Origin of the sequence: Mesorhizobium sp. CA16, from assembly GCF_020165175.1 — a bacterium.
Classification (GTDB): domain Bacteria; phylum Pseudomonadota; class Alphaproteobacteria; order Rhizobiales; family Rhizobiaceae; genus Mesorhizobium.
The window spans coordinates 218987-237250 of record NZ_JAIUHP010000006.1 but is presented as its reverse complement, the minus strand read 5'-3'; the positions used below and the strand labels follow the sequence as shown (position 1 = coordinate 237250).

The 18264-nt window shown below is 64.4% G+C and carries 18 protein-coding genes; 6 read left to right on the top strand and 12 right to left on the bottom strand.

Annotation, left to right across the window (positions count from 1 at the left end; genetic code table 11):
* Nucleotides 1-2: 2 nt before the first annotated feature.
* The 3 genes from LB525_RS11945 to LB525_RS11935 all read right to left on the bottom strand — a co-directional run bounded on the left by LB525_RS11945 (nt 3) and on the right by LB525_RS11935 (nt 3827).
* Complete coding sequence (locus LB525_RS11945) at nt 3-476, bottom strand: DUF3828 domain-containing protein (protein ID WP_224529108.1); 474 nt, start codon at nt 474-476, stop codon at nt 3-5.
* Nucleotides 477-568: 92 nt separating this feature from the next.
* Nucleotides 569-2218 carry an ABC transporter substrate-binding protein gene (locus LB525_RS11940; protein ID WP_224544768.1) on the bottom strand — a complete coding sequence of 550 codons (1650 nt, stop codon included), beginning with the start codon at nt 2216-2218 and terminating at the stop codon, nt 569-571.
* 58 nt (nt 2219-2276) lie between these two features.
* On the bottom strand, nt 2277-3827 hold the full coding sequence (locus tag LB525_RS11935; protein ID WP_224544767.1) for a trimethylamine methyltransferase family protein: 1551 nt from the start codon (nt 3825-3827) through the stop codon (nt 2277-2279).
* Between the two features lie 89 nt (nt 3828-3916).
* On the opposite strand from LB525_RS11935, the gene LB525_RS11930 reads away from it, so the two are divergent.
* Nucleotides 3917-4819, top strand: a complete 903-nt coding sequence (locus LB525_RS11930) for a LysR substrate-binding domain-containing protein (protein WP_140634096.1) — start codon at nt 3917-3919, stop codon at nt 4817-4819.
* A 45-nt stretch (nt 4820-4864) separates the two neighbouring features.
* Nucleotides 4865-6733 carry a DNA mismatch repair endonuclease MutL gene (gene mutL, locus LB525_RS11925; protein ID WP_224544766.1) on the top strand — a complete coding sequence of 623 codons (1869 nt, stop codon included), beginning with the start codon at nt 4865-4867 and terminating at the stop codon, nt 6731-6733.
* Nucleotides 6734-6783: 50 nt separating this feature from the next.
* Here the strand turns inward: mutL and LB525_RS11920 are convergent, their stop codons facing one another.
* Complete coding sequence (locus LB525_RS11920) at nt 6784-7542, bottom strand: hypothetical protein (protein WP_224544765.1); 759 nt, start codon at nt 7540-7542, stop codon at nt 6784-6786.
* Between the two features lie 119 nt (nt 7543-7661).
* Entirely contained in the window at nt 7662-8555 is an 894-nt protein-coding gene (locus tag LB525_RS11915; protein WP_224544764.1) for a DMT family transporter, read from the bottom strand.
* 90 nt (nt 8556-8645) lie between these two features.
* Here LB525_RS11915 and LB525_RS11910 point away from each other — a divergent pair, with 90 nt between their 5' ends.
* The gene (locus tag LB525_RS11910; protein ID WP_224544763.1) at nt 8646-9572 is read left to right on the top strand and encodes a LysR substrate-binding domain-containing protein; all 927 of its coding nucleotides are present in this window, start codon (nt 8646-8648) and stop codon (nt 9570-9572) included.
* A gap of 6 nt (nt 9573-9578) precedes the next feature.
* Here LB525_RS11910 and LB525_RS11905 read toward each other — a convergent pair whose 3' ends face one another.
* Nucleotides 9579-10181, bottom strand: coding sequence for a hypothetical protein (locus LB525_RS11905; protein WP_224544762.1), 603 nt, complete (start codon nt 10179-10181; stop codon nt 9579-9581).
* Between the two features lie 115 nt (nt 10182-10296).
* On the opposite strand from LB525_RS11905, the gene LB525_RS11900 reads away from it, so the two are divergent.
* The 3 genes from LB525_RS11900 (at nt 10297) to LB525_RS11890 (ending at nt 12479) form a co-directional block, all read left to right on the top strand.
* Entirely contained in the window at nt 10297-10530 is a 234-nt protein-coding gene (locus LB525_RS11900) for a DUF2093 domain-containing protein (RefSeq protein WP_040986608.1), read from the top strand.
* Between the two features lie 93 nt (nt 10531-10623).
* Entirely contained in the window at nt 10624-11427 is an 804-nt protein-coding gene (locus LB525_RS11895; RefSeq protein ID WP_224544761.1) for a glycosyltransferase family 92 protein, read from the top strand.
* 113 nt (nt 11428-11540) lie between these two features.
* A complete protein-coding gene (locus LB525_RS11890) occupies nt 11541-12479 on the top strand; it encodes a UDP-glucuronic acid decarboxylase family protein (RefSeq protein WP_224544760.1) in 939 nt (312 codons plus the stop codon).
* 81 nt (nt 12480-12560) lie between these two features.
* Here LB525_RS11890 and lpxK read toward each other — a convergent pair whose 3' ends face one another.
* From lpxK to LB525_RS11860, 6 genes are all read right to left on the bottom strand, one after another.
* Entirely contained in the window at nt 12561-13589 is a 1029-nt protein-coding gene (lpxK, locus tag LB525_RS11885) for a tetraacyldisaccharide 4'-kinase (protein ID WP_095767916.1), read from the bottom strand.
* 74 nt (nt 13590-13663) lie between these two features.
* Nucleotides 13664-14980, bottom strand: coding sequence for a lipid IV(A) 3-deoxy-D-manno-octulosonic acid transferase (waaA, locus tag LB525_RS11880; RefSeq protein WP_095767820.1), 1317 nt, complete (start codon nt 14978-14980; stop codon nt 13664-13666).
* On the bottom strand, nt 14977-15756 hold the full coding sequence (locus LB525_RS11875) for a lysophospholipid acyltransferase family protein (protein WP_224544759.1): 780 nt from the start codon (nt 15754-15756) through the stop codon (nt 14977-14979). The genes waaA and LB525_RS11875 overlap by 4 nt, the downstream gene beginning before the upstream one ends.
* A gap of 5 nt (nt 15757-15761) precedes the next feature.
* The gene (locus tag LB525_RS11870) at nt 15762-16007 is read right to left on the bottom strand and encodes a DUF4170 domain-containing protein (protein ID WP_041002569.1); all 246 of its coding nucleotides are present in this window, start codon (nt 16005-16007) and stop codon (nt 15762-15764) included.
* Between the two features lie 75 nt (nt 16008-16082).
* Nucleotides 16083-16892 carry a 3'(2'),5'-bisphosphate nucleotidase CysQ gene (locus tag LB525_RS11865; protein ID WP_224544758.1) on the bottom strand — a complete coding sequence of 270 codons (810 nt, stop codon included), beginning with the start codon at nt 16890-16892 and terminating at the stop codon, nt 16083-16085.
* Complete coding sequence (locus LB525_RS11860) at nt 16879-18225, bottom strand: TldD/PmbA family protein (RefSeq protein WP_224544757.1); 1347 nt, start codon at nt 18223-18225, stop codon at nt 16879-16881. The genes LB525_RS11865 and LB525_RS11860 overlap by 14 nt, the downstream gene beginning before the upstream one ends.
* Nucleotides 18226-18264 lie beyond the last annotated feature (39 nt).

Sequence of the window (18264 nt, the reverse complement as noted above, 5' to 3'; positions counted from 1 at the left end):
CGTCACTCCGTCGAGGCGCCGCATTCCAGCGCGCTGAGCTTCCAGTCGCTGGTCTTGGAGGTGATATCGGCGATCTTCCACTTGCCGTCCACTTTCTTCAGCGACCACACCATTTCGCGTTTGGAGTCATCGCCTTCCGGGAAAAGATTGAAGCTTGCCGTCACCTCGGCGGTGTCGCCGTTGACGGCTTCGGTGAGCTTCAGCGTCTTCGACAGGGTCTTCTGGTCGAAATCCTGGGCGTCGAGGCCGGGGTCGAAGTCGATACAGGATACCTCGTCGGGCTTCTCCTTCTGCGCCTTGTCGTTGGCTTCGAACAGCTTGGTCACCGGCTCGGTGAAGCGGTCGCGGTATTTGGCGTCCGCCTCGAACTTCACCTCCGGCACATAGAAGAACTTCACGGTGTTGGAAGCCGGCCCGGCAAGCGCGGCGCCGGGCAAGGCTATCGACATGGCAGCGGCAAGCATTGTCGGCTTCATGCAGGATCTCCGAGGTTCGGTGCGTGGCGGCAAGCTCGCTGCCACGCATCCTGCATACCGGCTTTTTTGCGGCTCATGAAGTCCAGTCGCGCTCAGGCATCCAGCCAGACGTTCTGGAAGTCCATTTCGTAGGTCTGGTGCATCGAATAGTTCTTCACCTTCTTGTTCATGTGGCAGTAGAGCTTCTGCCAGAAGGGCTGGATGATGACGCCGGAATCCTGCAGGATCGCCTCGACATCCTTCATCACCTCCTTGCGCTTGGCGACGTCGATCTGCGACAGCGCATCCTTGAGCTTGGCGTCGAACTCCGGGTTGGAATAGGCTGTCTCGTTCCAGGCCTCGCCGGTGCGGTAGCCGAGCGCCAGCACCTGCACGCCGAGCGGGCGCATGTACCAGATGGTCATGGAATAAGGATATTTCGTCCAGTCGTTCCAGAAGGTCGAGCCGGGCAGCACCGTGCGCTTCACCTTGATGCCGGCGTCGCGCAGCTGGCCGGCAATCGCATCGCCGGTGTTCTTCTGCCATTCGTCCTCGACCGTGATCAGCTCATGCTCGAAATCGGCCTGACCTGCCTCCGCCATCAGCTTCTTGGCGCCGGCGGCGTCGCGCTCCTTCTTGGGCAGCGGGTAGTATTCAGGATGGATCGGGCTGACATGGTGGTTCTCGCCGACCGTGCCGCGGCCATTATAGCCGAGCTGCATCACCTGGTTGTTGTCGACCGCCATCTGCAGCGCGTTGCGCACCCGCTTGTCGTCATAGGGCTTATGCGTGATGTTGGTGCGGGCAACGAGCGTGGTCGCCGTCGCGACCTCCGACTTCACCAGATCCATCTTGTCTAGCGGGTCGATGTAGTCGGCCGGCGTTTCGAAGTCGAGGTCGATCTCGCCGGAATCGAAGGCATTCAGCGTAGCGTTGAAGTCGGTGCCGTAGTCGATGAACTCCACGCCGTCGAGCGGCGCTTCGCCGCCCCACCACTTGCCGTTCTCGCGGCGCTTGACGACCGCCTTCTGACCAACCGAATAGGACACCAGCTCGAAAGCTCCGGTGCCGATCGGCTTCTTGATCGGGTCGGCGCCGTCCTTGTCGAAGTCGCGGTGCACGACCAGGGCCGGATAGTCGGTGAGGCCGGGGATGATGGCGATGTCGGCTTCGTTGAGCTTCAGCTTGACCGTGTGGTCATCGACCTTGGTGATCGCGCCGTCCTTGGCCTTGCCAGTCTTGGCATCGATAAGCGCGCCGACACGAGCCGCCATGGAATTGCCGGACGCCCCCTTCTCGCACCAGCGGTTCAGATTGAAGACCACGTCATCTGCGTTGAAGGCATCGCCATTGTTCCAGGTCACGCCCTTGCGCAGGTGCAGCGTGTATTCGGTGGCGTCGTCATTGACGTCCCAGCTTTCGAGCAGCACCGGCTCGAAAGTGAACTGGTGCGTGTAGCGCACCAGCGGTTCCAGCCACGTGCGGGTGACGTTTGCCATCTCCGTCCAGTCATAGGTGCGCGGATCCTTCTGCGCCTTAACCGACATCGCGACATGCAGCGTACCGCCCTTCTTGGGCTCATCGGCAAGGGCCTTGGTCGGCGCGCCAAGGCCGAGCATGCCATAGGCGAAAGCCGTCGATGCACCGAAGGCGCTTGCCAGAGCCAGGAATTCGCGCCGGTCGACACGCCCTGCCCGCGCCTCCTCGGCCATCGCTTCGATAGCGGCTGGAACCCGGTCGCCATTGCTTCTGAACAGTGTCATTCTCTTTCTCCCATTGGTTTGAGCGGGTCTTTTGCCCTTTTGCTTGAACTTTCGTCTATTAACTAACGCTGTCCGGCAGCTTTTCCTCACGCCGGGCGATCAAATCCCTGAGACCTTCGGCGATGCCTTCGTCGAGCTTCGGCTCCTGGTAGTCGGCGAGCATGGCGCGCGCCTTTTCTCGGCCGCGCGTGTCATGATCCTTGGCGCCTTCGGCGCTCCACTGCTCGAAGGAATTGAAGTCCATGATGTTGGGCATGAAGAAGGCGCTCTCGAAATGCTCGAGCGTGTGCTGTGTGCCGAGGAAATGCCCTTGCGGGCCGACCTCGCGGATTGCCGCCATCGCTTCCTTGAAATCGTCGAAGGGAACGCCGCCGGCATATTTATACCAGCCGACGAGCTGCTCGCAGTCGGTGGCGAATTTCGAATAGCCGCAGGTGAGGCCCGCCTCCAGCCAACCGGCGGAATGCCAGATGTAATTGGCGCCGGAAAGGATCGCGGCATGCATCAGCATGTTCGCCTCGTAGCCCGCCTGCGCGTCGTTGAGCTTGGAGCCGACATGGAAGCCGGAGGTGCGCCAGGGCAGCTTGTATTTCCTGGCCAGCGCGCCCATCAGATACATCATCTGCGCGGCTTCCGGCGTGCCGCCCATCGGCGCACCGGTCTTCATGTCGACGGTGACCATGAACTGACCGTAGAGCTGCGGCGAGCCGGGCCGAATGAGCTGCGTGAGCGCCACGCCGGCGAGCGCCTCGGCGTTGACCTGCGCCACCGCGCCGACGGCGGAGGCCGAGGTCGAGGCGCCGCACAGCGCGAAAGGCGCCAGGATCAGCGGCTGGTTATGGCTCGCATAGACCCGCATGGCGTCGATCATGGTGGCGTCCCACACCAGCGGCGAATTGCAGTTGGTAATCGCCACCAGCACGGAGTTGTCGCGCACGAACTCCTCGCCGAAGACGATGCCGGCCATCGCCATCGTGTCCTCGGCGCGCTCCTTGGATGTCACGATGCCCATGAACGGCTTGTCGGAATGTTTCAGCGCCGAATGGATGATGTGGAGATGCCGCTTCGGCACCGCGATTTCCATCGGCTCGCAGATGACGGAGCTCGAGGAATGCAGCGCCGGCGCCATATAGGCCATCTTGTGGAAATTGTTGAGGTCGGCGAGCGTGCCGTAACGGCGCTTGTTGTCGAGGTCGCGGATATAGGGAGCGCCATACATCGGCACGAAGATCGAGTTCTTGCCGCCGACGCGCACCGTGCGCTCCGGATTGCGCGCGTTGAGCGTGAACTCAGGCGGAACTTTCGAGACGAGTTCCATCAGGAGCGCGCGGTCGATGCGGACGCGCGTTTGCCTGACATCGGCGCCGGCCGCTTTCCAGAGCTCTATCGCCCCGTCGTCGCGGAATTCGCAGCCCACCTCCTCGAGGATCTTGAGCGATTCCTCGTGGATCAGCTCCACCGCCTCGTCGGGCACGATCTCATAGGCGGGGATCTTGCGCACAAGGGTCGGGAAGGACGCGATCGGCGCGCTTCTCAGCGCCTTGCGGCCAAGACGGCCGCCGCCGCGGCGGTGGGTCTGTTCGGTCAATTCAACGGCCGGTGCGTTCATGGAGGCTCCTTCTTCCCGCCACTCACGTTAGCGAGGCAAAATATGGCTGTGACGCTGGAAAATCCTGATCTTCTGTATAAGTTCACCTTATGCGAAGCCTGCGCCACCTCCTGCCCTCGGCCGGCAGCCTCATCGTCTTCGAAGCCGCCGGCCGGCTGTCGAGCTTCACCGCCGCCGGACGCGAGCTCGGCATGACGCAGGCCGCCGTTTCCTATGCCGTGCGCGGGCTGGAGGAGCAGCTCGGCGCCAAGCTCTTCCAGCGGCGCCATCGCCAGGTGCTTCTGACGGAAGCCGGCGAGCGCTTCCATGCCGACGTCTCGCTCGGCCTGTCGCATATCCGCAAGTCGGCAGAGGACCTGCGCCTGCAGGCAACCGGCGGGCATGTGACTTTGGCCGCCTCGACGGCTTTCGGCTCGTTCTGGATGATGCCGCGCCTGCAGCAGTTCCGCGACGAACTGCCGGGTATCGACCTGCGCATCCAGACCGCCGACCGCGACCTCGACATCATCGCCGAAGGGATTCCGCTCGGCGTGCGCGGCGGGGTGCCGCGCGACTGGCCGGACTACCACTCGCTGTCGCTCTCTGACGAGGAGATCTTCCCGGTCGCCGGCCCGAGCTACCTCGCCAAATTCGGCAAGCCGAAGACGGTCGAGGAACTGGCAACGCACCGGCTGATCCATCTCGAGGAACCCTATCGCGAGGCGCCGAACTGGGACGAATGGTTCGCGTCGGCCGGAACCAGCCTGCGCAATGCGGAGCGCGGGTTGCGCATCAACGATTATGCGCTGGTGATCCAGGCGGTGATGGAGGGACAAGGCATCTCGCTCGGCTGGCGGCATCTGGTCGAGCGGCTGGTGGCATCAGGGCTGCTGGTGCCGGTGACCGATCATGTGATGCGGACCGGCATCGGCTTCCACGTCATCTGGCCGAAGAACCGCGACCTCAGCGAGAATGCGCGCAGGGTCAGGGACTGGCTGGTGGCGCAGGCGTGAACTGACCCCTCCCCTACGCCGTTCGAATCCGCCTATAATCGCCTCATGCCTATCCGCCAGCTTTCCGAAACGATGATCAACCAGATCGCCGCCGGCGAGGTCATCGAGCGTCCGGCGAGCGTGGTGAAGGAACTGGTCGAGAATGCGCTCGACGCCGGCGCCTCGCGCGTCGAGATCGTCACCGCCGGCGGCGGGCTCAATCTCATCCGCGTCACCGATGACGGCTCGGGCATTCCCGAACAGGAATTGGCGCTGGCGGTCGCGCGGCACTGCACCTCGAAGCTCTCCGACGACATCCACGATATCCGTTCCCTCGGCTTCCGCGGCGAGGCGCTGCCCTCGATCGGCTCGGTGGCGCGGCTGTCGATCCGCTCGCGCACGGCTGGCGGCGACAGCGCGGCCGAGATCGGCATCGACGGCGGGCGCGTCTCGGCGGTGAAGCCGGCGGCGGCAAACCGGGGCACCACGGTTGAGGTGCGCGACCTTTTCTTCGCCACACCGGCCAGGCTGAAATTCATGAAGGGCGAGCGCGCCGAAAGCTCGGCCACCAGCGACGTGGTAAAGCGCATCGCCATCGCCTTTCCCGCTGTCCGCTTCACGCTGGCCGGCGCCGACCGCTCGACGCTGGAACTGCCCGCAACCAGCGACACGCCGGAGGGCCGGCTTGCCCGCGTCGCGCAAGTGATGGGCAAGGATTTCCCGGACAATGCCATTGCCATCGATGCCGCGCGGGAGGGAGTTCACCTTGCCGGCCACGTCTCGATCCCGTCCTACACGCGTGCCAATGCGCTGCAGCAATATGCCTATGTCAATGGACGGCCGGTTCGCGACAAGCTGATCGCCGGCGCGATCCGCGGCGCCTTCGCCGACGTGCTGCCGCGAGACCGGCATGCGGTGACGGTGCTCTTCCTGTCGCTCGATCCCTCGACCGTCGACGTCAATGTCCATCCCGCCAAGGCCGATGTGCGCTTCCGGGATCCCGGCCTGGTGCGCGGGCTGATCGTCGGCGCCATCCGCGAGGCGCTGGCCGGCGCCGGCATCCGCGCGGCGACGACGGGCGCCGCCGGCATGATGGCGGCATTCCGGCCGGGCGCGGCGCCCTACTCGCATCCCGGCCCGGCCAACGGCCATCGCAGCTACGAGGCCGCTTATCACGCTTCCGCCTCCGGAGGCTTCGACCCGTTGCGCTCAGCGCAGCGGCCGCTCGACATGGGCGAGGCACGGGCGCCACGAAACGGCTTCGCCGAGAACGAGCAGGCGGCCTTCGACACCGGCCCGCTCGCCAGCACCGATGTCCGCGCCGGGATGGCCGAGCCGACCGAGGCGCTGCTCGGCATGGTGCTGGGCGCGGCGCGCGCGCAGGTGCATGAGAACTACATCGTCGCCCAAACCAGGGATTCGCTCGTCATCGTCGACCAGCATGCCGCGCATGAGCGGCTGGTCTACGAGGCGCTGAAGAATGCGCTGCATTCTCGCGCCGTGCCGTCGCAGATGCTTCTTCTGCCCGAGATCGTCGACCTGCCGGAAGAGGATGCCGAGCGGCTGGCGATGCATTCCGAGACGCTCGCCAAATTTGGCCTAGGCCTCGAGCGCTTCGGCCCAGGCGCGGTGGCGGTGCGCGAGACGCCGTCGATGCTGGGCGAAACCAATGTGCAGCAGCTGGTGCGCGACCTTGCCGACGAGATCGCCGACAACGACACCGTCGAGACGCTGAAGGAGCGGCTGGACAGAATAGCCGCGACCATGGCCTGCCACGGCTCGGTGCGGTCAGGGCGCCTGCTCAAGGCCGAGGAGATGAACGCGCTGCTGCGCCAGATGGAGGCGACACCCGGCTCCGGCACCTGCAATCATGGCCGCCCGACCTATATCGAGCTCAAGCTCACCGATATCGAGCGGCTGTTCGGGCGGCGGTGAGCGTCCCCTGGCTCGTTGCAACAGCAAGGGTCGGCGCCATACGCTAAATATCATTTCTTGAGGTGGTATTTTCCTGTCTTCGGGTTGAGAACATAGTCGTTCGCGCCTGCGAATTTGCCGTCTCCAAATTCCACCGAAATGATGTCCTTGCCTGCCTCCACCCATTTTTGCACGTTCATATAAATGGGCGTCGTCGACATACCGGCGTTGCAGTCCTCATCGTCGAAGCCGATCTCCTGAACGGCCGTCTTTTTCTTCTTGTTGATCACCAGCATTTTCGTCATGCAGATGCCGGCGTCGGACTTCGTATAAATCCCCGCAAATCTGTCGCGGGTCGTCTCAGCCCAAAAGGGAATTTCGACGGTCCCGTCGATCTTCAGGTCGCCTGTATTGTCAAGACTCGCGACCTTCCTGAGCGTAACGGGAAATTTGTCCACGCCTTTGCTCCAGCTTCCCGCCGCGCCGCTTTCACTGATCTCGATAGAGAAAGGACATCCGGTGGTGTCGACGGGTGTTTTCGACCCCATGACGAGGACGCGTTGAAATTCCTGGTCGTCCGCGATCTCGCACAGCGTGAGCTTTGAGCCCTCCGCCTTGCCGTAGATCGCGATTGGGCTTTGCTTGGCGTCGTAGAAATAGCTTCCCTTGACACTGATGCCGCTGCCGAAGCTGGCATAGCGCTGCAGGGAGACGTGAACCGGGTTCGGTCCGATGGAGCCTTCGTAGTTTTCCACCTGGTACCAGCCCGCGAAGGCTTTCCCGCTTAGCATCAGCAGGCAGAAAACCGTGGCAATGAAGCCTCTTCCCATCCCGATCCCCTCCATCAAAGGCGGATCAGATAGCTTGCCTCACGTCCGCATCACAGGGGGCGCCCGGTTACCGAGTGCAACTTGTCAATTTGAGTCTGGAAACGATCGCAACCCTTGATTTACCGCTTCAAATTCACAACCATCACGCCGCTCAGCGCCAGCGCGCCGCCGAGGATGCCGAGCAGCGACGGCACTTCGCCCAGCCAGAAGAAGCCGATCAGAGCGGAGGTCGGTGAGACGAGATAGAGAAAGTTCGAGGCGCGCGCGGCAGGCAGGCGGGACAGTGCGGTCGCCCAGGCGGCATAGGCGATCAACGAGGAAACGATGCCGAGATAGATGACGGCGCCGAGACCGGCGCTGTCGGCGACCGCTGCCTGCGAAAGGGCCTCCGGCAGGAAGGGCGACAGGCAGAGCGCGCCGAGCACCATGTTGGAAGCGGATATCGTCAGAGGATGATGACGGGCAAAGAGCGGCTTCTGCACAATGGTATTCACGGCGGAGCAGAGGGCGGAGCCCAGCACCAGCAGCGCGCCGGCGTTGAAATGAAGGCCGTGCCCGTCGGCCACCGCGATGATGCCGATGCCGGCGAAGGAAATGACAGTGCCCAGCCAGGCAAGCCCCGAGAAGCGCTCGCCGAGCAGCGCCATCGCCATGATAGCGGTGAAGATCGGGCTGACATTGATGATGAAGCCGGCCGCACCCGCCGAGACGGTCAGCTCGCCGAAATTGAGCATGGCGGTGTAGAGCGCGACGAAGATGGCGCCTCCGAAGCCGAAGCGCCACAGCTCGTCCACCCGGGGCAGTGCCGGGCGTTTCACCGCGAGGAAGATGGCGGCCGGAACCGCCGCGATGGCAAAGCGCAGCGCGCCGAGTTCCAGCGGCTGGAAGGCGGCAAGGCCGGCGCGGATCGCCGGGAAAGCCGAAGCCCAGCCGATGACCGTCAGCGTCACCGCGATTGCGGCCGCGGTGTCCATGCGCTGTGCCTCATTCAACGTGCCGGTGTAAGCGCTCATTGCCGTAGCCTCGTCTTTCTGCGTCATGGATGCAGAGAACGCCATTGCCGGCCAATTGACAAACGACCAATTCGAGGGTCAGCTGTGAGCATGGATCACAGCTCTGACCAGATACTGCCGCTTGAAACCCTGCGCGCCTTCGATGCGGCGGCGCGCATGGGGAGTTTTTCCGCGGCGGCTGAAAAGCTCAACCTCACCCATGGCGCGGTGAGCCGCCAGATCGCCAAGCTGGAGGACTGGCTTGGCTTGAAAGTGTTCGAGCGCAACGCGCGTGGCGTGACGCTGACGATCGAGGGCAACCGGCTGCATTTGAGGACCGCCGAGGCCTTCGCGCTGATCTCGTTCAACTCCGATCGCTGGGTCGAGCCGCGCGGTACCGCCGTGGTGCGGCTGGCCTCGATCCCGTCGGTGAGCGGGCTATGGCTGATGCCGCGCATGGCCGCGCTGGAGAATCATCCGACCAAGCTGCGCATCGTGCTCGACGTCGACAACCGCCAGGCCGATCTCGCCGACGAAGGCATCGATCTTTCGGTGCGCTGCGGGCGCGGCCGCATTCCGGGTCGCGTCTCGGTGCAGCTGTTCGAGGAGCATATTTTCCCGATCGCCTCGCCGGAACTGGCGAAGGAGATCGGACGAGGCGACCCTGCCCGGCTGCTGAAATTCCCGCTGATCAACGATTCCGACGCATCCGCCTGGCGCGCCTGGCTCGCGGCGCAGGACATGGACTATCGCCCGCGTCCGCAGGACCGGCGTTTCGAGGACTATAATCTGGTGCTCGATGCGGCCGCGCATGGGTTGGGCATAGCGCTGGCGCGGCCACCGCTGACGGCAGACCAACTCCAATCCGGCCGCATCGTTGCCGTCGACGAGCGCGTCGCGCTCAATCCGGTGTCTTACTGGATGGACCGCCCGGTCGGCCGGCCGCGCGCGGCAGCGGCGGACCTTGCCAGGCGCATCGCCGAACAGGCAGGGCTTGCTCCGGAAAAGCTCGAGGCTTTCCTTCAGGACGGCGTTTGAGCGGGCTTATCGAAGCAAGAGCACCATAATCGTTGCCGTCACCGCCGAGACGACGGCCGTGACGACCGAGATCGTCCAGAGCGATACCGCAACAGAATCGGATCGCGGCGCGTGACCAGCCGGACGAACCGCGGCGCCGCGAGGCTGCGGTGCATTGGCGTTGGCCGCGACCAGCATCGCGGCGGAAGCGACGGCCGGCGAAAATGTGGACAATGGCGGAGTGACCGCGGCCCTGGGCGCATTGTCGGCGACCGCTGCCTGCGGTGAGGCGAAGCCGCGCGGTGCCTGATCGGTATCTGTCGCCGCCCTGCCCGTCGAAGATCTTGCCGGCGCATCGCCTGAGGCGGCATCGGGCTCCATGACGGCCCGGTAAGCGTCCTCGGCCTCGGAGGACGACAGGCGTTGCGATGCCTGGACGGCAGGGCGCGGCTGTGCGCTCTGCAGCGCCTGCGCAGCGAACTGCGCCGCCTGCATCATTGATGGCGCCGGCGGCTGGACCAGCGTCTTGATCAAAGCCGCCGTCGCCGGATCGGCCTTCGGCGAAGGCATCGCATGCGGGGTGAGCGCCTCATTGATCAGCGTGTTCAAGCGGGGCGGAGTGATGTTCATGCCGGGGCTCCGGGAACCATTTGTCGCTGCAGCCATACCGGATGAGCATTGCGTCGAGCTTGACGTTGCTTGCGATTTATGGCGATTGAAACTCGATGAACTGCAGCGTCCTTTCATGATGAACCGTTTCGAAGGCCCGGGCGGCAGGGAAGCCCGGATCCGTTATCTCGACGGCGACTTCCAAGTCACCAGTCCCGGCTCCTTCGTGCGCTGTGCGGTGACGGGCGAGAACATTCCGCTCGACGAGCTCAAATATTGGAGCGTCGCCCGGCAGGAGCCCTATGTGAACGCCGCGGTGTCGCTTGCCCGCGAGATCGAGATGCACCCGGAATTGCGCAAGCGCGGATAAGCCTTGCGAGCCCATGGCGCTTGGCAGCCAAGCTCGACCGCTCAGGGTACTACATTGAAAAACTTCAGGAAATCTCTCAAGACACTTCTTCGCATGCCGCTTGTCATGCGCGCGAGATGGCGCGATCGGGCGGTGTCGAGGGCGCCCCGATTCAAGCTGACGGCCTGCGCCATCTTCCGCGAGGAAGCGCCGTTCCTGGCCGAATGGATCAGGTTCCATCAGAATGTGGGATTCGAGCATTTCTATCTCTACAACAACTTCTCGACCGACGACTTCAAAGCCGTATTGAATCCGTTCATTCAGGAGGGCCTGGTTACGCTGGTCGACTGGCCGCGGCCGGTGGGGCAGCTGTCGGCTTATAGGGACTGCATCCGCAGGCGCTGGCGCGAAGCGTTGTGGATCGGATTCTTCGACATCGATGAGTTTCTTTTCGCGCCCGACGGACGTGACGTACCCTCGGTTCTGAGGGACTATCGCGACCTGCCAGGCGTTTGCGTCTGGCAAGCTTTCTATGGCTCCTCCGGCCAAGCGGAGCGACCAGAACGGCCGGTGGTCGAGGCCTATACGATGCGAGCCGGGCCGGACATCACGACGGTCAAGACAATCCTCAACCCGCGCATGGTCTACAGAGTGGGCGTCCATCAGTCGAAATTCCTGTCCGGCGAAGGGATGGACACCCGTCGACGGACCATCGCGCCCGGCATGCCTCCCCAGTTCGATATCCTGAGGATCAATCACTATTGGTCGCGATCACTTGCCGACCTCGACCAGAAAATCCGGCGCGGCGACGCCTCGACTTCCGCGCTGCGCGACAGGGATTGGCATTTCGACTTCGAAAGCAAGCTCAATGTCGAGCGCGACGAGGCGATCCTGCAGGCGATGCGGCGCGCAGGATAGCCGTAGCCACTTCTTCCCTCCCCATCGATGGTCCCACTCCGTCGTTTCAGTGCTGACACTTTCGCCTTTCTGGGGCTATAGACAGCAAAGGGCGACGGGTACGGGGGTTTGTTGTGAAGGTTCTTGTGACGGGTGGGGCCGGCTTTATCGGCTCGCATCTTTGCGACCTGCTGCTGGCACAAGACCGGCAGGTACTATGTGCCGATAATTTTTCCACCGGCTCGGCGCAAAATATCGGTCATCTTCTGGGCAATCCACATTTCGAGTTTCTGAGGCACGACGTTACCGTGCCTCTCAAAGTCGAAACGGATGAAATCTTCAACCTCGCCTGCCCGGCCTCGCCTGTTCACTATCAGCGCATTCCGATCGAGACGACCAGGACCTGCGTCTATGGGGCGATCAACATGCTCGATCTTGCACGCGCTTCCGGGGCCAGGATCCTTCAGGCATCGACATCCGAGGTCTACGGCGATCCGCAAGTCCATCCCCAGACCGAGGCCTATTGGGGCCACGTCAATCCGATCGGGCCGCGCAGTTGCTACGACGAAGGCAAGAGATGCGCCGAGGCGCTGTTCTTCGACTACCGGCGTCAGTCGAAATTACCCATCAAGGTGGTGCGCATATTCAATACATACGGGCCTCGCATGCACCCGTCGGACGGACGGGTGGTCAGCAACTTCATCGTCCAGGCCTTGCAGAACGATCCCATAACCATCTACGGCGACGGTAGCCACACCCGCAGCTTCTGCTATGTCGACGATCTCGTCGATGCGATGGTTCGGATGATGGCTACGCCCGACGATTTCGTGGGCCCCCTCAACGTCGGCAACCCGACGGAAGTCACGATCCTGGAACTGGCCGAACTTGTATTGAGCCTTGTGGGCGGCAAGTCCAAAATCGAGTTCAAGCCCCTGCCGCAGGACGATCCCCGCCAGCGCCAACCCGACATAGGTCTGGCGCGGTCGACGCTGGATTGGTCTCCTCGCGTCGCTCTCGAGGATGGGCTCGCCGAAACGGTTCGCTACTTCCGCCGCCTCATCAACGGCAATTGACGGTGGGCGCGCCGCTTTAAGTCTTTGTCTTCATGCATGTCGTTATCGCAAAACCGCTGCACATTTTTTGCGCGACATGCATTAGCCCCGCATCTTGCGCAGGCGCCAGGCGTCGAGCGTCTCGTCGACGATGCGTTCGGGCACATGATCGAGCTCGAACACGGCCTCGATGTCGAGCACGTCCAGCTGGGCGAGGAAACCGGCAGGCGTCTCGCCATGGCGCAGCCGCGCGGCGTCCTTTGCGGTGGTGACGAGGCGCAGCCCCTCCTGCCGCGCTAGCGCCAGCAGGTCGGCAAGCTCGTCCTGGGCGTAGAAATGATGATCCGGAAAAGCGCGCGACTGAGCCACTTCGCCGCCCGCGCCGCGCACCGTGTCGAAGAATTTCTCCGGATGACCGATGCCGGCAAAGGCCAGGAAGCGGCCGCCGGCGAAACGCGACGGGTCGGCCGGCTCGACATGCGCCAGGAAGATCGGCCTCCCGGCGCGCGCCGCCTGGCGCACGACGCCGTCGGCGGCGGTCCCCTCGCCCATCTTCAGCAAGCCGCTGGTGAAGACCAGTTGGTCGACGACCTTGGCGCGGAGAGGCCCGCCCGGGATGACTCGGCCGTTGCCGATGCCGAAGCGGGCGTCGACCACGACCAGCGCATAGTCGATATGGATGCGCGCCGACTGGAACCCGTCATCCATGATCAGGAAATCGCAGCCACGTTCTTCGATGAGCAGCTTCGCACCGGCGGCGCGGTTGGCCGTCACCGCGACGGGCGCATGCTCGGCCAGGAGCAGCGGCTCGTCACCGACATGCTTGGCGGCGTCATGATGCGCATCGACGACATGAGGCCTGGCGAACGAGCCGCCATGGCCGCGCGACAGGAAGCCTGGCGTGAGCTGCATGCGCTTGGCCTGCTTGGCCAAAGCGATGGCGACCGGTGTCTTGCCGCTGCCGCCGACGGTAAGGTTGCCGACGCACAGGACCGGCGCTGCGACCTTCTCGCGCGGCGCGTGGCGCATGCGACGGCCGGCGACCAGCCCATAGATCGCCGATGCGGGCGACAGCGCAAGCACGCGCCAGTCCGGCTTTTCCCACCAGAAGGGTGGCGCTTCGCTGGTCATCGCGCCTGCTCCATGCGTCTCGGTTTCGCGCATGGACTTCTCCAAAAATCGGATCCGATTTCTGGGGTCATGATCTAGCGCCCGTTTGCGCCTTTCAGGCGCGCCTTGACGACCAGAGGCTGGATATAGGGCTCCAGCGATTTCAGCGTGCGGGCAAGCGCGCCGCGCATTTCGTCGACGGTGGCGGCACCCGCCGCCATCATCTCGTGGCGCGCCACTTCGTTGGTCAAAAGGAAATTGACGGCGCCGGCCAGCATGTCACGGTCGCGCACCAGCTTGGCGCCGCCGCTGTCGAGCAGGCGCTGATAGGCCTCGCGGAAATTCTGCACGTTACGCCCGGCCAGCACGGCGGTTTCGAGCATCGCCGGCTCGAGCGGGTTCTGGCCGCCTTGCGAAGTCAGCGAGCGGCCGACAAAAGCGATCTCGGTCAGCCTCAGATAAAGGCCCATCTCGCCGATCGTATCGCCGAGCAGGATGTCGGTATCGTGGGAGATGCGGTCGCCCTTGCCGCGCCTTGCCACGGACAGGCCCATGCCGGAAATCTGCGCGGCCAGCGCATCGGCGCGATCGGGGTGACGCGGCACGACGATGGTCAAGAGCCCGTGATGGCGCCTATGCAGGCTGGCATGGACCTCCGCGGCCACGACCTCCTCGCCATCATGAGTCGAGATCGCAGCCCAGGTCGGACGGCCGCCGATCTGGCGCTGCAGGGTGGCTAAGGCCCGCTCGTCGACCGGCGGCGGATTGGTATCCACCTTGAGGTTGCCGGAAACGGTGACCGGCCGGGCGCCCAGCGCGCGGAACCGCTCGCCGTCGACATCCGACTGGGCGATGACGTGGGCAAGATTCTCGAACAGCGCCTCGGCAACGCCGGCGCGCTTCTTCCAGGACATGAAGGAGCGGTCCGACAGCCGGCCGTTGACCAGAACCTGCGGCACGTTGCGGGCGCCAAGTTCCAGGATGGTCATCGGCCAGATTTCCGATTCGGCGATAATCGCCAGTTCCGGCCGCCAGTGATCAAGAAAACGGCTTACCGCGGGCTTCAGATCGAGCGGCACATATTGGTGGATGATGCGGCTGCCGAGGCGCTCTTCGGCGACCTTGGCCGAGGTCACGGTGCCCGTGGTCAAAACGATGTTGACGCCATAGTCGAGGATGCTCTCGACCAGCGGCACCACCGCGATCGTCTCGCCCACGCTTGCGGCATGGATCCAGATCACCGGTCCTTCCGGACGGGGACGGCCGGCGATGCCATAGCGTTCTCGGCGGCGGACACGATCCTCCTTGCCGCGCGAGGCGCGCCAGGCGACATAGGGGCCAATCAGCGGATAGGCGGCCGCCCCCGCATAGCGATAGGCAGTCAGGGCCGCACGCGCCCAGCGCTCGCTCATTTGCCGCCGTCCACGAGGCGATAAGCCTCAGCCGTCGCGGCGTTGAGGGAGGCCGTGACCTCCTGGCGCTTGCGCTCCATCTCGGCGTCATCGGCATCGGCGGGCACGAAAACAGGCTCGCCCACGATGACCGCGGAGCGGCCGAACGGCAGGTTGATGGTGGTCTTGTCCCAGCTCTTCTCCAGCACCTTGCGGCGGCTGGTGGCGATGGCCGATGGCAGGATCGGCCGGCCGGAAAGCCTTGCCAGGAGAACGATGCCAAGCCCAGCGTCGCGCGGCGTGCCATTCGGAATATCGGCGATCATGGCGACGTTCTTGCCGGTGGCAAGCGCCTTCCTCAGCGCGATCAAGGCCTTGGCGCCGCCCTTGTCCAAATGCCTCGAATTGTCGCGGCCGCCGGAGCCGCGCACTGCCTCGATGCCGAATTTCTCGATCATCAGCGCCTGGAGCTCGGCGTCGGCGCTGCGCGAAACCATGGCGACCAGCGGCCGGCCCTCGGGGTAATAGGCAGGGGTCAAAAGGTGCTGGCCGTGCCAGAGCGCGATGATGCCCGGCTCAAGATGCGCATAAGCGCCGCCGGCTACCCGGGTCGAGCCTTCGACGAGCGGGCTGGTGACGCGAATCAACCGCAAGAACCAGGCGAACAGGCTGGCGATGAAGTTCTTGACGAAACTCGACTGCGCCAAAGGCTCGCGGATGCGCCGCCACAGCGTGCGCGTTCCGCCGCGTCTGGCGGCGCGCGGCCGGGTCGCCCCTTTCACCGCTTCATGCTCCATCGACGTCAACCGCCGACCTTCGATTCTGGATCGAGCAAGCGGTGCAGATGAACAACGAAATAGCGCATATGAGCATTGTCGACACTTGCCTGCGCCTTCGCCTTCCAGGCGGCGTGCGCCGATTGATAGTCGGGATAGATGCCGACAATGTCGAGCGCGTCCAGGTCGCGAAACTCGGTTCCACCCAGCTTTTTCAGCTCGCCACCGAACACCAGGTGCAAAAGCTGCTTCTTTCCGTCTTCCACGGCCATGCCGATCCTTCGCAGATTCATGAATTTTGTGAAACGTTTAGCCCAAAGCAGCCGATTTTGGAACTGCGGGCCGACTCACCCTTGGTCAATCCCCGCGATCACCCTGGCGAGCACGCCGAGCAGCTCGCCGCTGCCTGCGGCGAGCGCACCATGGTTGATCACCTCGCCGGCATAGCGCGGCGGCTTGCCGGTGCGGTCGAGCAATGCTCCGCCCGCCTCGGCAAGGATGAGGTCTGCGGCGGCGATGTCCCAGTCATGCGCGCTCTGCTTGACGAAGGTCGCATCGAGCTTTCCGGCGGCGATCATCGCCAGCCGATAGGCAAGCGAAGGGATGTAGGCCGTCCGCCGCAGCCTGTCCTGCCATGCCGGCGGCATCAAGTCGACCAGCGGCTTGGGTCCGCCGATATCGACGCTTTCGCCCAGCGGGCGCACATAGATACGCTGGTCGTTGAGATAGGCGCCCTCGCCCGGCAGCGCCCAATAGGTCTCGCGTTTGGCCGGGCATTCGAGCACGCCGGCGAGCGTGCGCCCGTTCTCGACCACGGCGACGCTGACGCACCAGGAATGCAGGCCGTCGAGAAAGCCGCGCGTGCCGTCGATCGGGTCGACCACGAAGGTGCGGCGGGCCGACAGCCTGGCATGGTCATCGGCAGTCTCCTCCGACAGCCAGCCATAATCCGGACGCAGCCGGAGCAAGGTCTCGCGCAGGTAGGTATCGGCAGCGTGATCGGCCTCGCTCACCGGCGAGGTGCCGCCCTTCATCCACACCTGCGGATTGTTGCCGAAATAGCCCATGGCGATGGCGCCGGCCTCGCGGGCGGCGTCGCGCAGCAAAGCGAGGTCGTCGCGGGCCTCGCTCGAGGTCAATTGGTCAAGCGCCGGCAAGGGTCATCCCTTCGATCAGGAGCGTCGGCGCCGCGGTGCCGAAGTTGCGGTCGAGATCGTTCGCCGGAACCATGTTGAGGAACATGGCCTTCAGGTTCGAGGCGATCGTCACCTCGGCGACCGGATAGGCCAATGCGCCGTTCTCGATCCAGTAGCCGGAAGCGCCGCGGCTGTATTCGCCGGTCACCATGTCGACGCCCTGGCCGAATACCTCGGTGACATAGAAGCCGCTCTTCAACGACGCGATCAGATCTTCCGGCGAGCGCTCGCCGGGCTCGATGGCAAGGTTGGTCGAGGACGGCGAAACCGACGAGCCGCTGCGCGAGCCGCGCCCGTTGGTGACAAGGCCGAGCTCGCGCGCGGCCGAGGTGGACAGGAACCAGTGATTCAAGATGCCCTTCTCGACCATCAGCAGCTTCTCGCCCTCGATGCCCTCGCCATCGAAGGGGCGCGAGGCCTGGCCGCGCCGCCGCAAAGGCTCGTCGGTGACGGTGATCGCGGCCGACGCCACTTGCTTACCCATCATGTCGCGCAGGAAGCTGGTCTTGCGGGCGACCGCGGCGCCGTTGATGGCGCCGGCGAGATGGCCGGCAATGCCGCGCGCGACGCGCGGATCGAACACTACGTCGACCGGGCCGGTCTTCGCCTTGCGGGCGCCGAGGCGGCGAACGGTACGTTCGCCCGCCTTGCGGCCGATCTCTTCCGGCGTGTCGAGGTCGGCGAAATGCTGGCGCGACGAGAATTCGTAGTCGCGTTCCATCGCCGTTCCCTCACCCGCAATGACGCTGGTCGAGCGCGAGAAACGCGAGGCGACGTACTGGCCGACAAAGCCATGCGATGTGGCGAGAACCATACCGCCCAGGCCGGCGCCGGCGCTGCTGCCCGAGGAATTGGTGACGCCCTTGACGGCCAACGCGGCCGCTTCGGCGGCAAGTGCAGCTTCCTTCAGCTCGTCTGCCGATACCTCTGTCGGGTCAAAGAGGTCGAGATCGCGCAAATTGCGCGCGAGCAGCGCGGGATCGGCGAGGCCCTGGAACGGGTCTTCGGGCGAAACCCTGGCCATCGCCACGGCACGCTCGGCGAGCGCCTTCGGGTCGGATGCGGCGGCGGTGGCCGAGACGCTCGCCACACGCTGGCCGATGAAGACGCGCAGCGACACGTCCTCGCTCTCCGACGATTCGGTGCCTTCGACCTTGCCTAGCCGAACCGACACGCCGGCCGAACGGCCGCGCACCGCCACCGCGTCGGCCGCATCGGCGCCGGCGCGCCTGGCGGCCTCGACGAGCGCCGCGACGCGATCGGTCAATTTCGCTGCGTCGAGCTTATCGGTCATGCGGTTGTTCCTGTCTGTTCACGCAGTCTGTCAGGTCGG